Origin of the sequence: Bombilactobacillus bombi (assembly GCF_003522965.1) — a bacterium.
Taxonomy (GTDB): domain Bacteria; phylum Bacillota; class Bacilli; order Lactobacillales; family Lactobacillaceae; genus Bombilactobacillus; species Bombilactobacillus bombi.
The window spans coordinates 533031-547850 of sequence record NZ_CP031513.1; the positions used below are offsets into that span (position 1 = coordinate 533031).

Genomic DNA, 14820 nt, shown 5'->3' on the forward strand with positions numbered 1-14820 from the left:
ACTGAAATTCAGAACATTGATTTTTTATTCCATAAAATTATGGAAGCCAAGCACCTTGTTGCTTTTACTGGAGCTGGTGCTTCTACAGATTCTGGGATTCCTGATTTGGATGAAATCAATAGGATTTTAAAGAATGATGGTTTGTTCAGTTATGTTCATTTTCATATGGGAGTATTTGGATTGTTAAATCCTAATTTTGCAATAAATAATTCTTTGGAATTTTATAGACTGTATAGGAAAACTTTTTTTAAACCTTTTGCACAACCAAATTCAACACACAAGTTTCTTTATACTCTGGAAAAATCTGGAATTCTGAAAAGTTTGATAACAATGAATATAGACACATTACATCAAAAAGCTGGTTCCAAAAATGTGATTGAGTATTGGGGCAACATGAGATTAAACAGATGCAGTAAATGTAATAGAAAATATGATTGGAATTTACAAGCGTACGAAAGAAATCAAATCCCATTATGTACTTATTGTGGTTCAATTATAATTCCAGAGTTTGTTTTACGTAATTTATCAAGTTATAGAAGTGCAGTTAAAAAAGGTGAACAAGAAATTAAGTCTGCTGATGTTCTTATTATCATAGGAACTAAAAGAGATGCTTCTTCTTTTAAAACAAATGGAACTAAATTTGTAATTAATAATACTGATTCACAGATAAGTAATGAAAATATTATTTCGATAAATGGTAATTCAAATAGTGTTTTTAAAATATTTGAAAAGAAATTCAATAAAATGGTTGGAGGCTGATTTTTTTCAGCCTTTTTGTTGAATAAAATATATAATAAGTTAATTGAAAACTATTTCAGTATTATTTATGTTGCAACTTTGATTTATAAGTGTTGATTTTTTTATTTAGAAAATCTATATGTTTTTTGATTTCTAAGTTATCGTTCTCTAATCTTTTCTTTTGAGAATTTAAGAGTGATAATCTTTCATTAATTGTACTATCTCCTTTATATCTTAAAGCAGAGTATATTTTAATCTCTTTTAATGGCATTCCTGTTTGTTTTAGTCTTTTAATAAATTCAATCCACGAGATATCGTTATCACTATAAAGTCTAATGTTATTTTGATCTCTTTTAGGCTTTATAAGATTTTCTTTTTCGTAAAATCTCAACGTATCAATCGTTAAATTAATTTTTTTTGAAAATTCACCGATTCTATAATAATTTTTATTCATAGTTATTAGATCCTTTGTAATAAGTAAATAATTTATTAATCCTTGTAAATATATCATCTATTATATATGGCAGATTACAAGTTTAATCTGAATAAGCTCTAAAAACTTCAATAACATACACAACAAAAAGGACAAGTATACGTATCGTATGAATTAGAGAGAAAACAACTTTATCACCATAGAAACGATTAATATCATAGAACGATGCATGAATAAAGAGTTTTTATATTATTTTTTAAATTAAATACAATATATGATATAATAAGCTTATGAAAACACCAAAGTTTAAAAGTTATAAACGATTAAACGGTCATGATGAATTTGTTGAATTTTACCAGCAATTACCTATCAAAGATCGAAAAAAGTTAATTGCGTTAATAAAAGCGATTCAACAACAAGGATTATTAATAGCTGCTAAGATGGAATGGATTAAGAAATTAGACAGTAACTTATATGAAATTAGATCTAAAGTTGCTTCTAATATCCAACGTGGATTATATTTCCATGACGAAGAAGAACAATATATTATTACGCATGGTTTTACTAAGAATACCCAGAAAACACCGGCACGGGAGATAAAGCATGCTAAGAAACTTCGTGCAGAATACTATCAACGAAAGGAAGATGAAAAGAATGGCTAATAAAACTTATTTAACAGATATTGATGAACTTTTTGCTCAAGACTTACAAGATCCAGCATTTGCCAATGAAGTTAAAGCAGAGTTGAATAAATTAAATAGTGCTGTGGCAGTAAGGAATGAACGTGAAGCTTATGGGTGGACCCAGCATGATTTGGCGGAAAAGTCGGGCTTACCACAGTCAACGATTGCTAGAATAGAAAATGGAGCCAATACAAGCATGGATACAATTTCAAAGATTGCTAATGCGTTTGGTAAATCACTTCAAATTACTTTTTCCTAGGCACATCACAGTAAAAGGACTGACTTGCTTAAAATATAGTATAAATATTGATACTGGTTAAGTGATGAATGAAAAGGATATTAGACAAATAAGGAGAATACTAATGGGGCATAAGGTATTTGTTTCATATAAATATAAAGATGGTAATGTTGCTTCATTAGAAGGATATGATAAGGGAACTGTTAGAGATTATGTAGATTATCTTCAAGATAATAAATTTAGTGGTGATGATTTAAACAAAGCTGAAAATGATGAGGAGGATCTAATGAACAATTTGAAAAGTTCTTACTCTTTTTAGAGATATTGATTTTAAATATCTGTTCACGTTTTGGATTCAGGCAATGAAATTAAAGATCAGTATTAGATAATCTTGCCATTAATATTTATATATAGATATTATCTGTTGTGTTAGTTGTTTTTTATGATGGTATCTACAAAATAACATTACTCTAACCTCGTTTGAAACCCAGTTAGTGAACAAGCACGATTATGATTAATATCAGAAATATTATTCCAACTGTTCCAATTTGATTATGCAATCGTCTTAATAATTTAGTATTAACTGGAGAATCTGGTCGCATATTTTTATGTGCTTGGACGGTCACCAATCGGTAATAAAGTGGGGTACTAATTTGTTGCCAGCTTTTAATTCGAGGTTGCAAAGATAATAATAAATGTTGTTTACATTTGAGTTGGCCTGACAGAGGTTTCATTTCTTTAGTATTAGATGACTAAAGTGTAGCCTAGTCAGGCCTTTTTATTTAAGAATTATTAACTAGCACCATGCGTTAAATATTATTTAAATTCATTTCAGCAACAAAAAAGAATTCATTCATATACATATGTAAATATGTATTCAATTCACCTTTTACATTAGATGATAATATTATCTTATTTTGATAATTTAGCAGCGAAAATGGACGAACCTTTAGATAATGTAAATCCAAGTGACCTGTGTAATATAAGTAATTATCTTATATCACTATTTAATCAAACAAAACGATTTATAGAAGGAGAATATTATCTGACCCAATTCCAATAAGAAGTAGAGGAAAAAATTCAACAAAGAATCAATAAAAATTATTGCATAGAGAGAAAAGCATGCACAGGGAAAAATTTCCTTGTTTATACGATAGCAAAAAAATATATGGAACATGGCAAAAAAGTAACAATAGTATATGGAGAATATTTAACGATGTGCATAATGAATTAAATGCATTATGCTTTGATATTATTCCAATTAAATACTTAATTTACAAGTCAAACTCCATTTTGCAAAATTCTGATGTATTAATGATAGAAGAGGTGCAAAGAACGCAGTATTCACAAATTAAATTTTATATTGATAATTTCAGGGAACAAATAATATACTGTGGAGATAGACAACAATGTCTTAATAGTAGAAAGGGAGAAGAAGAAAGCAATAAACATATCTTTGAAAAATTAATATTTAGAAATTTTGAATATATAAAACTATCTGAAAAGATAAGAAATAATGCTGAAATATCTTCTTTTATAAAACACCTCTATAACTAAAATTATCAAGATAAGTTTGACACAAAAAATGATTTTGATCATAATTTCAAAAATATTTTTGTTGAATACTTGGATAATGTGGATCAAGCTCAGTCATTCGTAAAGGGATTATATGAGGATGACTGGAAAATACTTAATAGCACCCCATCAATATTTGAACTAGAACTATCCAATTACATACAAGACATACAAAACAAAGAGTTCATGAATACTTCACACGCAATTATAGGACAAGAATTTGATAAAGTGGGTACATTTATTGGGAAAAATTTAAAATATGATAAAAAGGTGAAATAATGAATTCTTACACTTATTACCCAGTTTTCAAAACATTATTTTAAAATTTAACAAGAATTAGAAAACAATTATATTTGATAATAATAGATAACGAAGAGATGTTTAAGAATAATCAATTTATAATTATATTTGCTATGACAAGTAGCGCAAAGGGAATCATAAGTGACAGAACTTGAAAAATATCCAACCTTGCGCAGCACACGAAGTGCTTGGGGTTGCATATTTTTTTGCGTGAGTGCTTAGAAAAAGTGCGTACAGCGCAATACCAAATAACAAAAGCGCTTATTAGTTTTTTTAATTTGCCAATAAGGTGGCACTAATAATTGTATTAAATCATTAAATGAGTATTGAATCAAAGTTTACGTTAATTCCCTCCTAAGGAATCTAACTTTAACCAAGTAATATTCATATCCACCAAGGTTTTTAGAATTAGTTCAAATTAAATTTACGATCTTCCAAGCATAAATAAATATTTATGCCAAGGATATAACATGTTTGGATAAAATTTTATTTTGTAATTCTTCTAACATTTGAGCATGATCATTAAATCCTAGTTCTTTAAATTGATCAATTATCTTATCGGTGTTTGATTTATATTCAGTAGCTTGTTTTATTAATTCAAGATAATATTTGCACATCATTCTATCATATGCTTTTCTAGGTGTACTACCAGATATTTGATAAAGTTCATTAATATAAAAGTGTACATTTGCATAATTGCCTCGTTCTAAAGCTAAAACAATGCAATTATTTAAAAAAATAGAAATATCATTTTGATAAATATCTATTTTACTAATAATCTTAGTTCTTTTTAAAAGTATTTTAAAAGTAGCTTGAATAAATTCGTCGCTAAAAATATATAAACAATTAGAGAAAATAGACATTTCAAAATGTCCCCACTGTTCTACGTGATTTAAATAGTTTTTTATAATTTCTTTATCTTCATCAACATCAAAAACTTCTTTATTATGTCTAGCATTTAAGAATAGTTTTAACTCAATTGATAGGCAGCAATAATAGAAATCTCTAGAATTTTTATACTTATTTTGATAATTTAAAATTCTTTTCCTTATTTCAGAATCTCGTTGTTTTACTAAGTTATCAAAGAAATATTTTGAAGTTATTTCTTTTTCTGTATTAGTACTATTGTTTAAATAGAATAAATATTCTTGGATAGAAACATTCATACGTTCCAAATATGAAAATAAAATACTTGTGGCAATATCAGTTTTATTATTTTCAAGCGAAGATAAGGTTGTACGACTAGAAATCCCATCTGCTAATTGTTTTTGTGTGAGACCACGTTCTTTCCGTAATTTTTTAATAAGTTGTCCGTGAGTCAAAATTTGTCCCTCCTTTATAATTGTGACGATTTGCTTTACATCATGATACTGCTTTAATTTTTGGCTGTAAAATTAAATTGTTTTATAAAATAAATTTAATTTTTGGAGGTCATGAATAATGAAAGCAAATTGTCCTAGTTGCGGTGCACTTTTAGTTTGTTTTATAGGTAGAAGTTTATCAGTAGCAGATTTATTAAATTTTATATTCGATAAGTTTGGCAATAATACAAATAATGAAATTATATTAAGCAAATGACACGGTATTGATATGGCGCTGGATGGTTCTTGAGTTAAAAGTTACAGGGCAGAGATGGTATTCTATTGTAATTGGTGGTGATGGCAAATTATAAGATGGAAGCATATGGGAAGTTTTACAAGTTATTTCTAGCAAGAATATCACTAATTTAGTATATGTTATTGATAGAAATAGGGCAAAAAATGATGATTATGTATCTCCTTATTATGATTTGCGGAACAGATTTCTTTCTTATGGTTTTCAAGTTGAAGAAATTAATGGTCTTGATTTTGATTAGATGAATACCGCGTTTTTAAATAAAAAGAATGATAAATGCTTAATAATTATTGCAAATACTATTAAAGGAAAGGGCACAAAGAGAATGGAAAGCAAATCCAATAGTCATTATGCAAAGATATCTTCTATTCAATCTAAAAAGTGGAAAAAGCAGGTGACATTTCAATATGAACAACATACTCTTAATTAATTCATCAAGTCGAGTAGTATCTAATTCAGAAATTTTAGCAAAAAAGGTTTTGAGTGGGATAGATTTTGATGAAGTTTTTTTGAAAGAAAATGATGTGAAAAATATCCAAGATCATAGATTTGATAAAACCTGGCCAAAACAGGTGGACGATTACTATGAAATTTGTAATAAATTAAAAAATGCAAAATTAATAATATTTTCAACACCAATATATTGGTATGGAATTTCTTCCATACTTAAAGATTTTATTGATCGTTGGTCAGAAAGTTTAAAAGTGGATAATGAGTTTAGATATAAAATGACTAATAAAGATATTGCGTTAGTCATGGTTGGAGGTGATCATCCTCGCATCAAAGGATCTAATATTATTGAACAATTTAATTATATTTGTGATTTTTTAAATATGAATTTTATTTTTTCACTTATTGGAGAAGCTGATTCCCCTGGTTCTATTGTCAAGGATTCAATAGCATTAATAGATGCAAAAAATAGATGTAGTCAGATTAAAAAAATAATTAAAGGAGATTTTGCTATTGACAATGTCCAGTAGAGAGGCTTTTCGTGATGAGTTAATTAAGAAAGCCTTAATAGATAAAAAAATAATTGACATTGAAGCTGATCTTGAAGGACAAAATAATAAATTTAAAAAGTATAATTCTGATCACTATTTTAATCTCGAAATTGCTGAATCAGATAGTATTGATATCTGTACAGGTCTAGCAAAAGTGGATTAAAGCTGTTTTTTAGCACCTTAGCACCTTTTGTTGCTTTACGAACTGCTGAAAATTGGTACTACTTATCAAAGTTTAGAAGATTTGGCAATTATACGTTCTATGTCAGACATTAATATTGCGTGTCCATATGGTGAACTGGAAACTAGACAAGTTCTTGATGAAGCTTTATGCACTTCTGAACCTTGGTATATTAGGATTAGGTAGAGACAATAAATATTCAGATTTTGTTAAGACAAAAGAGGTTATTAATCTTATGAAAGAGAAGTAAAATCATGATAAATATTTCCAAATTATTGATAAAGCCAGAATTTCGTAATTTCTTTTTTGCTGATATTATTTCAGGATTTGGAGTAGGTTTGACAACTGTTGGTGCAAATTGGTATGTATTACAATCTACGCAATCTAATAAATTAGTAGGAATGTATTTAACTATTAATGTATTGGCTGGTTTTCTAATGTCGCCATTAGCAGGTATTTTAACAGATAAATTTTCCAGAAAAAATGTGATTTTATGGACTTTTCTTGGCAGAGTACTTCCTATGATTCTTATTGCTATTATAATTAATAGTTATGGATTTTCTATGTTATCAATGTACGGTTTAGCTATTTTAACAGGGGCTGGTTGGATTACATATATGGCAGCTTCAAGAAGCTATATACAATCAATACTGCCCAATAAGTTACTAGGAACTGCAAACTCTTTTATTGAAGTATCACTACAGGTTGGAATGTTTTCTGCTGGAGCAATATCAGGGATTATTTTAAAGTATACAGGTTTCTTAGTTATTTTAATTATAAATATCATAATGTTTATAATTGCTTCACTTTTGATTTTCTTAATAAAAGAGAATGATACTGTATCTAACGAAAGTAGACAAAACAGTACAAATTTTATTACTGGAATTAAATATATTCTGAATCATAAAATGATTCTTAGTATTGGTATTATTTCAATATTGCCATTGATTGTAACGCAATTATTTAATGTATCTTCGCCAGATTATGTTTCTACTATTTTGAAAACTAGTAGTGTTATATATGGTTTTGTCGATATGGGATATGGAATAGGCGGATTAGTTGCAGGATTAGTAACGGGCTTATTAATAAATAAATATATTAAAAGAAATATTATAGTATCTTTCTTCATTCTTGCAGCTATAGCATTATTAAGCCTATATTTTACTCATGTTGTTTTTTTAACAATTATTTGTACATTTGCTTTAGGATTAAGTAATTCATCTTTAAGAGTTGTAATAAATACTATACTGATGGAGCAAGTTGAAAAACAGTTTATGGGTCGTGACATCTATTTGGAATGGCATAGCTCAATTAGTTGAGGTTTTTGCATCTACATTTATAGGTTTTGCGAATGATTCTCTTGGAGCAAATGTAGGTTTTTTATGGATGTCAATTATTATGATAATAGGAGCAGTTTGGAGCTTATTGATACTGAGAAAAGTTAATATTTAATGGAGGCAAGATAGCTATGAATAAAAAAGTACTCATCGTAGAACCTAGTTTTTATGGAGTATCTTTTGTAAAATCGGCAAAGAAAATGGGTTGTAAAGTTATTTGTGTAGTTAGTAGTTTAGCAAATCCAAAGAAGTATGGATATAATGGTTATTATGATGATCTTATTCTAGCAGATATTAGAAGTAGCAGTAGCATATTAAAAGCTATTGGAGAAAGTGAGTATGATAACTTTGATGCAATTATTCCTGCAACTGATTATGCAATTGCCGTAACCGCAAAAGTTGCTCAAAAATTAAAAATGTATGGAAATTCATATTTTGCGGCAAAATGTGCTAGGAATAAAGATTTGGCCCGAAAACAATTCTTGAAAGAAAACGTGCCGTCAGCAAATTTTGCAGTCGTAAAGACTTTGAAAGAGGCGCAAGAAGCCAGCCAATTAATTGGTTATCCCTTAATATTAAAACCAACAAATACGGCTAGTAGTATTGATGTATTTTATATTCAAAATAATGAAGAATTAAAAAGAAAATTTAATCAAATTACAAAATTAAAAAAAAGTTATATGGATTTTAAGGTACGTAATGAATATATATTAGAAGAGTATTTAGATGGACCAGAGTTCAGTGTGGAATTATTTTTAAATAATGATTCAATTGAATTTGCTGAAGTTACCGAAAAACATACAACTGAACCACCCTATTTCGTTGAATTAATGCATATTTTTCCTACTACCATAGAAATCCAGCATAAGAAAGAAATTATTGAAACAGCTTATCAAGCAGCTCGTTCTCTAGATTTTCATAGTGGACCTACTCATATAGAGGTAAAATTAACCAGTAGCGGTCCTAAAATTGTTGAAGTTAATGGTAGACCAGGCGGAGATCATATTACTTCTGACTTAATTTATGATTCATATGGAATTAATATATTTCAAAAAACAATTGATCTATATTTAAATAATCAGGTAAGTATTACACCATCTTATAATGGTGCTGCTGCAATTAACTTTTTGTTTTCTAATAATAGTGGAAAATTTAATTCTATACAGGGAATAAATTATATTAAATCGAGTCCATATTTCAAGAAATTAGAGATAGATGCAATTCCTGGACAAGTTATTTCAAAACCAACAAATTCTGATGATAGGATTGGATATTATATTCTGAGCGGTAAAAATGGAGAACAATTAAAAAATGAGATATCTGAACTTAACAAAAAGATTAAAATTATTATTGATTAATTATTTAATTACTTGATATAACCAATTATAAATAGATTTAGTAGCTAGTTTAAGTTCATGAGCAATCATTTCTAGTAACTAGCTTGGACGTAAATAGTTTAAAATTGTTTGCTTTAGTTTGGCATTCAATTTAGTTTTCCGCCCACATCTTTCCAGCTTATATTCAGCGTTTGCCTGTGCCACCTCAACTTGATAAGGTTGACAGCGAGACAATTCATAAGAAATCGTAGGCAGCAATCGTTTTAACCGCGTAGTCATTTGGGCATTGTCCAGTCCTAGTTCACAAAAAGTTTTGATTTTAATTCGTTCGGATTAATTTTACAATCTACCATATAGTAATTATCGTCAAAAATATATTAGTAGCTTTTGACAGTTATTATTTTTTGATGTTATAGTTTGTTGAACAAACAGAAAGTATTGGAAGACTGGGAGTGAGCATATTTCGGATATCAATTTGCAGGTTTCCCTCACAGGAGGTCATTATTTCCAACGTACATTAACAGATACAGTTGCTTAATTAATATTGGACAAAGTTACTAATTAAAATGATTTAAGCTTCAAGTGTTAGTTATCTTGGTGAATAGAAAGGATTTGGTGATTTTATGAGAAATTTGCATTATTCTTTGCCTACTGGAAATTTGAGAGTTGCATTGGCACAAATGCAATCGATTGATGGTGATATTCAGCGCAATGTAGAACGTGCGGTTGAAATGATTGAACAGGCAGCTGAAAAGAAAACCAAATTAATCGTTTTTCCAGAAAAGTATTTGACCGGTTATGTGCCAGAGCTAATAGCAGCTGACAAAGAAAAATATACTCTTTCAGATAATGATGAGCGTTTATTGCCGTTATATGCTGCTTGTAAAAAGAATCATATAATTGCCATCGTTGGTGCACCAACTCGTGCCAATGGGAATATTTATATCTCTTCTATAGTTATTTCATCTAAAGGCGAAGAAAAGATTCGATATCATAAAATGACTCTTTTCCAAAGTGAGAAGAAGCTTTATACCGGAGATATTAACATGGTAATTTTGAGTTTAGGTGATTGGAAATTAGGATTGGGAATTTGTTATGATGCAGGTTTTTCGGAACACGCAAGATTGTTAGCACAGGCAGGCTGCCATGCATACCTGGTTAGCTCATTATTCAGCAAAGGTAACGGCTATAATGAAGCTAAGATTTGGTTTCCTGCTCGCGCGCTAGATAATACAATGTTTGTTACGATGACTAATTATGTGGGGAAAACAGGTGATTGGCAAACATGTGGAGCTAGTGGTATTTGGAATCCTATGGGACATTTAATTGCTGGTGCTTCCGAGACAGAGCCAAATTTAATTATTGCAGATTTATGCCCAAATGATATTAAAGAGGCGCGACTTGGAGAACAAATGCTGTCAGATTCTAGTTACTATCATGTTAGTGGTTTCAAGATTGTCACTGTTGAAATGGAGTAGGTAAATTGTTGGTTGAAGATAAAATATTGTTGCTATTTTTTTTAAACCATGGGCAATGCAATGTTAAGGAATGCTGCACAACACACCTGTTTTATTTATGATTTATGCGCTGGTTGTCGCTCCAGTTATTGAAGAGTTGCTTTTTTGAGGATATTTGATAAATGTGATATTTTCTCACACTAGTTATCTTGGCATTATTTGTAGTGCGGTAATCTTTGGAGTAGTGCATATCTCGACCGATCCTATTTATTTCTTCTCTAAATTTATCTTGGTAATATTACTAGGAATAATCTATGAGAAAACAAAAAATATTAAAGCTAGTATAATAGTTCATTTATTGCAAGTATTGCTGGTATTTCTTTAATTACTGCTGGTATGGGAATTATGACAACTATGACAGCTAATATTGCTGAAAGAACTCAAGAAATTGGCATAAGACGTTCTCTAGGAGCTTCTAAACAAGATATTACAGAACAATTTTTATTAGAAGGGATTATCCTCACTTTATCTGGTGGCGTAATTTCAATTATACTGGCATTGATAATCCAACGGCTTGTCTCTATGATTAAAATAAATTTAATTATTATTTATACTAATAATATTGTTGCTGTAATTATTATAGTCTTGATAATCGGGACGCTGTTTAGTTGGATTCCTGCTAAAAAAGCTTCAAAAAATAATATTTTAGACTTAATTCGATAGATTCTATAGAAATATAATGAGCAAAATAATATCTATGTAAGGAGTAGTTTCAATGAATATTGCATTATGCTTACAAAAATTAAAAGAAACCAAACACAAACACAAAAATATTAAAAGTAAAAATAGCTGTATAAGTATGGCTTGTTCTTTTAGACAATTTCATAGTAATTATAGTATTCTATGTAAGTGAAGTTATTAATTATTATATTTGTGCGGTTGGTAATCAATTAATATAATAGACTTTAACAAGACTTAACTAAAATAATTTGTGCACCAAATAACCATTTGTGAATAATCTTAAATTAATAAATATTTTTTGATCTTACTAAATAATTTTATTATAAACGTAATATGATTTAGGGGCTATTTATTATAAATAGCTCCTTTTTTTATTTAAAAAGATCTGAATGGGAACCAGTGTCAATGAAACGTATAAATTCGCCGTCATATTTATAAATCAATAACCAATCTGGTTTAATATGTAAATCACGCTCTGGCTTTCTATTCACCAAAGGGTGATCGGTATAATGTGGTTCTAACGGTTCATCTTGTAACAACTTATAATAAACAGTTTTAAAATCCTCTTTTTTATAGTGACCACCTCGCAGTATCGTTTTATAATGCTTTTTAAACTGGCATTCAAAGGCAAGTTTATATACAAAATCAGTCATTTAACCAGTTCAAACCTTCCTCAGGATTATTAAATTCAAGATAATCTTGACTTTTCATAGGTGTATCTGATCCTAATTTACGAAGTTTGTTGACTAACTTGGTAGTTGTTGAGTTAATGAGTTACGTTGCTCAAAGCGAACGTGAAAAAATTAGACAGTGGCAACTGAAGGTATTGGAATAGCTAAGAAAAAAGGAGTTTATATAGGCACACAACAAGAATATTCAGCACATGCTGCCAATCCACAAAAACTAGCAATTTATCATGCTGTTGTGCGAGATCTTAAAGAGCAGAAATCCGTTTTATCAATTAGTAAGAAATATGGCTTAGCACGAGCGACAGTTTATCGAATTAAATCTAATATCTAACAATTATTTCTTAAAATCTAATAAAATAAAAAGGTGTGAGAGCATGGCTCTTACATTAAAACTTTAGTTGCTAATTCCTTGCGCCTCACGTTGGTCGTTACAAGTAGTTAAGAAAAATCCCCAGCCAGTAATATTCTTATATTCATTGAATAATAATTCGAAATTTAGTACAATATTAAGTACAAGGAAGCAAAACTATGACTTTAGCACTAAATCAAAGTGATTTTCGCGCACATTTAAAAAATATTTAGATCAAGTTAATGATGAAGATGAAACTGTATATGTTACAAGATCCAATCAACGTTCCGTAGCAGTAAAAATGGATTGGCTAGAACGAGCTTTGAAGGCGAAAGAAGGATCGTTAGAATATGCAATCGCTCGAAATCAATTAATTAAAAGTCAGGTTTTACCTGACGATAAGATTGTGGAATCAAACGATAGTTATTGAAATCAATTTTAAGAGATGAAAAGACTAAAATTTAAACCCAGAAAAACTTTTAATGCAGATTTAAAGAGATTAGCAAGTTTAGATCACACAATCATTGACGAAGTTCGAGCTAAAAAATTAGAGGTTACAAATGAATATAAAAGAAAATATTATATCTAAGATATTAAAACAAATTAAAAAAACAGAATTATGGAATAGTAAAGAAGAATTTAATATGTCATCTAAAAAAAATATAAGTTATGACTCAATAAATGGAAATTTAATAATTTATATTTATAACAACAAAAAAACATACCAATAAGTTACGAAGCCTTAAGATATTTTGAAATTATTACAATGATTATAAATAAAAGTAATATAAATCACGAAACAAATATATGTTGGAATAAAGATAGCGTAGACTACATTCAATTAATAATAAATAAAGAAAATTATAAAAAACTAGAAGAACTATCTAAAGGAGCATTCAACTAATTATTAATAAAATTAATAATCACGTTCTAAAGCACGTTTACGCGCCATTAGACGTCTTTTAATTAAATCTGGAGAGGAACTAGTACTCTTTTCCTGAACAATGTCCTGCTTAATTACAGAGGCTAATTGAGTTGTTTGTTGCTGATTAGCTTGATCAATTTTAGAAAGCAATAACTCATTTATATTCATTGAATAATAATTTGAAATATTGTACAATGTTAAGTACAAAAAAGGGGGGTAATACTATGACTTTGGCACTAACTCAAAGTGATTTTCGAGCACATTTAAAAAAATATTTAGATCAAGTTAATGATGAAGATGAAACTGTATATGTTACAAGATCCAATCAACGTTCTGTAGCGGTAATTTCCCAAGAAAAAATGGATTGGATGGAACGAGCTTTGAAGGCTAAAGAAGGATCTTTAGAATATGCAGTCGCTCGAGATCAATTAATTAAAAGTCAGGTCTTACCTGACGATAAGATTGTGGAATCTAACGATAGTTATTGGAATCAATTTTAAGAGATGAAAAGACTAAAATTTAAACCCAGAAAAACTTTTAATGCAGATTTAAAGAGATTAGCCAGTTTAGATCACACAATAATTGACGAAGTTCGAGAGGCAATTGATTTGTTAATCGAACAAAGAGAATTACCGCCAGAATTTAAAGACCACAAACTGAACCGACAGATGTCAGAATACAATGAGTTTCATTTACGAGATACACCTAAAAACAACGTTCCCAATGATATCAACGATGTATTAGTTGTTTATAGAATTGATGAAGATGAATTAGTTTTAATTGGTGTTAGAGTAGGCTAACATGACCGTTTATTTCCAGGACAAAATGGTTCTAAAAAATATCGTAAAAATTTGAAATAAGTTATTGGTAAATAAAAAGCCATTCCTATCATGATTAAGAATGATAGGAATGGCTTTTTTATATAATTAGATGACAACTATTTTGATTATCCTAATGCTAACTAATGCTCATCTAACCAGTAAGCAAAGAGTTTTAAAACTACTTGAACAATTATTGGAACGATAATCAAGTATTTGTTTATTAAGGCGTCTATAAGGATCTTAATAAAAAACTTAAAGACAGATATTGCAGAGTATTGATATGAATTAATAAAGAGTATAAGGAAACCCGATATCATGTCGCTTTGCGACCTGCTACATTGGCTGTGCCAATGCGGTTTCTTAGCTCTTCAATTCGATATCAAAATTTGTTGTTTTAATCC

At 29.1% G+C, this 14820-nt stretch carries 22 protein-coding genes and 3 pseudogenes; 19 read left to right on the forward strand and 6 right to left on the reverse strand.

The genetic code is table 11. The annotated features are described in order from the left end of the window. Positions 1-39: 39 nt before the first annotated feature. Positions 40-759, forward strand: coding sequence for an SIR2 family NAD-dependent protein deacylase (locus DS830_RS02820; RefSeq protein WP_240366828.1), 720 nt, complete (start codon positions 40-42; stop codon positions 757-759). A 61-nt stretch (positions 760-820) separates the two neighbouring features. Here the strand turns inward: DS830_RS02820 and DS830_RS02825 are convergent, their stop codons facing one another. Further along, positions 821-1192, reverse strand: coding sequence for a MerR family transcriptional regulator (locus DS830_RS02825; RefSeq protein WP_118908162.1), 372 nt, complete (start codon positions 1190-1192; stop codon positions 821-823). Between the two features lie 269 nt (positions 1193-1461). Between DS830_RS02825 and DS830_RS02830 the strand changes: the two genes are divergently transcribed. The 5 genes from DS830_RS02830 (at position 1462) to DS830_RS08940 (ending at position 3946) form a co-directional block, all read left to right on the forward strand. Beyond that, on the forward strand, positions 1462-1833 hold the full coding sequence (locus tag DS830_RS02830; RefSeq protein ID WP_118908163.1) for a type II toxin-antitoxin system RelE/ParE family toxin: 372 nt from the start codon (positions 1462-1464) through the stop codon (positions 1831-1833). Further along, on the forward strand, positions 1826-2113 hold the full coding sequence (locus DS830_RS02835; protein ID WP_118908164.1) for a helix-turn-helix domain-containing protein: 288 nt from the start codon (positions 1826-1828) through the stop codon (positions 2111-2113). The genes DS830_RS02830 and DS830_RS02835 overlap by 8 nt, the downstream gene beginning before the upstream one ends. A gap of 103 nt (positions 2114-2216) precedes the next feature. After that, a complete protein-coding gene (locus DS830_RS02840; RefSeq protein ID WP_118908165.1) occupies positions 2217-2411 on the forward strand; it encodes a hypothetical protein in 195 nt (64 codons plus the stop codon). A gap of 785 nt (positions 2412-3196) precedes the next feature. After that, positions 3197-3649 carry a hypothetical protein gene (locus DS830_RS02845; protein ID WP_205526798.1) on the forward strand — a complete coding sequence of 151 codons (453 nt, stop codon included), beginning with the start codon at positions 3197-3199 and terminating at the stop codon, positions 3647-3649. Positions 3650-3718: 69 nt separating this feature from the next. After that, entirely contained in the window at positions 3719-3946 is a 228-nt protein-coding gene (locus tag DS830_RS08940) for a hypothetical protein (RefSeq protein WP_205526799.1), read from the forward strand. A 473-nt stretch (positions 3947-4419) separates the two neighbouring features. Here DS830_RS08940 and DS830_RS02855 read toward each other — a convergent pair whose 3' ends face one another. Further along, positions 4420-5289, reverse strand: coding sequence for a helix-turn-helix domain-containing protein (locus DS830_RS02855; protein WP_118908168.1), 870 nt, complete (start codon positions 5287-5289; stop codon positions 4420-4422). A 699-nt stretch (positions 5290-5988) separates the two neighbouring features. Here DS830_RS02855 and DS830_RS02865 point away from each other — a divergent pair. The 4 genes from DS830_RS02865 to DS830_RS02880 all read left to right on the forward strand — a co-directional run bounded on the left by DS830_RS02865 (position 5989) and on the right by DS830_RS02880 (position 9458). Then, positions 5989-6561 carry a flavodoxin family protein gene (locus DS830_RS02865; protein WP_118908170.1) on the forward strand — a complete coding sequence of 191 codons (573 nt, stop codon included), beginning with the start codon at positions 5989-5991 and terminating at the stop codon, positions 6559-6561. After that, positions 6551-6745, forward strand: coding sequence for a hypothetical protein (locus DS830_RS02870; RefSeq protein WP_162887483.1), 195 nt, complete (start codon positions 6551-6553; stop codon positions 6743-6745). Before DS830_RS02865 ends, DS830_RS02870 begins: the two co-directional genes overlap by 11 nt. A gap of 293 nt (positions 6746-7038) precedes the next feature. Next, entirely contained in the window at positions 7039-8082 is a 1044-nt protein-coding gene (locus DS830_RS02875) for an MFS transporter (RefSeq protein ID WP_205526800.1), read from the forward strand. A gap of 149 nt (positions 8083-8231) precedes the next feature. After that, positions 8232-9458, forward strand: a complete 1227-nt coding sequence (locus DS830_RS02880; RefSeq protein ID WP_118908172.1) for an ATP-grasp domain-containing protein — start codon at positions 8232-8234, stop codon at positions 9456-9458. Between the two features lie 12 nt (positions 9459-9470). Here the strand turns inward: DS830_RS02880 and DS830_RS02885 are convergent. Next, positions 9471-9761 (reverse strand): annotated as a pseudogene (locus DS830_RS02885) (IS30 family transposase); the annotation flags it as partial. Between the two features lie 299 nt (positions 9762-10060). Here DS830_RS02885 and DS830_RS02890 point away from each other — a divergent pair. The 3 genes from DS830_RS02890 (at position 10061) to DS830_RS02900 (ending at position 11617) form a co-directional block, all read left to right on the forward strand. After that, positions 10061-10915, forward strand: coding sequence for a carbon-nitrogen hydrolase family protein (locus tag DS830_RS02890; protein ID WP_118908173.1), 855 nt, complete (start codon positions 10061-10063; stop codon positions 10913-10915). Between the two features lie 154 nt (positions 10916-11069). Continuing rightward, complete coding sequence (locus DS830_RS09025; protein WP_118908174.1) at positions 11070-11279, forward strand: CPBP family intramembrane glutamic endopeptidase; 210 nt, start codon at positions 11070-11072, stop codon at positions 11277-11279. Next, positions 11270-11617: an ABC transporter permease gene (locus DS830_RS02900; RefSeq protein WP_338024781.1), complete on the forward strand. Its 348-nt coding sequence runs from the start codon at positions 11270-11272 to the stop codon at positions 11615-11617. The genes DS830_RS09025 and DS830_RS02900 overlap by 10 nt, the downstream gene beginning before the upstream one ends. 389 nt (positions 11618-12006) lie before the next feature. On the opposite strand, the gene DS830_RS02905 is transcribed toward DS830_RS02900, so the two are convergent. Further along, positions 12007-12288: a type II toxin-antitoxin system YafQ family toxin gene (locus tag DS830_RS02905; protein ID WP_118908176.1), complete on the reverse strand. Its 282-nt coding sequence runs from the start codon at positions 12286-12288 to the stop codon at positions 12007-12009. Positions 12289-12445: 157 nt separating this feature from the next. On the opposite strand from DS830_RS02905, the gene DS830_RS02910 reads away from it, so the two are divergent. The 4 genes and pseudogenes from DS830_RS02910 to DS830_RS08840 all read left to right on the forward strand — a co-directional run bounded on the left by DS830_RS02910 (position 12446) and on the right by DS830_RS08840 (position 13404). Continuing rightward, positions 12446-12655 carry a hypothetical protein gene (locus DS830_RS02910; RefSeq protein WP_118908177.1) on the forward strand — a complete coding sequence of 70 codons (210 nt, stop codon included), beginning with the start codon at positions 12446-12448 and terminating at the stop codon, positions 12653-12655. Positions 12656-12852: 197 nt separating this feature from the next. After that, positions 12853-13103 (forward strand): annotated as a pseudogene (locus tag DS830_RS02915) (type II toxin-antitoxin system Phd/YefM family antitoxin). A 15-nt stretch (positions 13104-13118) separates the two neighbouring features. Further along, a pseudogene (locus DS830_RS08960) lies at positions 13119-13214 on the forward strand (type II toxin-antitoxin system YafQ family toxin); the annotation flags it as partial. A 19-nt stretch (positions 13215-13233) separates the two neighbouring features. Beyond that, on the forward strand, positions 13234-13404 hold the full coding sequence (locus tag DS830_RS08840) for a hypothetical protein (RefSeq protein WP_162887456.1): 171 nt from the start codon (positions 13234-13236) through the stop codon (positions 13402-13404). Between the two features lie 185 nt (positions 13405-13589). Here the strand turns inward: DS830_RS08840 and DS830_RS08845 are convergent, their stop codons facing one another. Beyond that, complete coding sequence (locus tag DS830_RS08845; protein WP_205526801.1) at positions 13590-13766, reverse strand: hypothetical protein; 177 nt, start codon at positions 13764-13766, stop codon at positions 13590-13592. 56 nt (positions 13767-13822) lie between these two features. Here DS830_RS08845 and DS830_RS02925 point away from each other — a divergent pair, with 56 nt between their 5' ends. Together DS830_RS02925 and DS830_RS02930 are read left to right on the forward strand one after the other, a co-directional pair. After that, positions 13823-14098, forward strand: a complete 276-nt coding sequence (locus DS830_RS02925; RefSeq protein WP_118908178.1) for a type II toxin-antitoxin system Phd/YefM family antitoxin — start codon at positions 13823-13825, stop codon at positions 14096-14098. Between the two features lie 3 nt (positions 14099-14101). Further along, entirely contained in the window at positions 14102-14398 is a 297-nt protein-coding gene (locus DS830_RS02930) for a type II toxin-antitoxin system YafQ family toxin (protein ID WP_118908179.1), read from the forward strand. A 161-nt stretch (positions 14399-14559) separates the two neighbouring features. On the opposite strand, the gene DS830_RS09030 is transcribed toward DS830_RS02930, so the two are convergent. After that, positions 14560-14736, reverse strand: coding sequence for a type I toxin-antitoxin system Fst family toxin (locus tag DS830_RS09030; protein ID WP_118908180.1), 177 nt, complete (start codon positions 14734-14736; stop codon positions 14560-14562). Positions 14737-14820 lie beyond the last annotated feature (84 nt).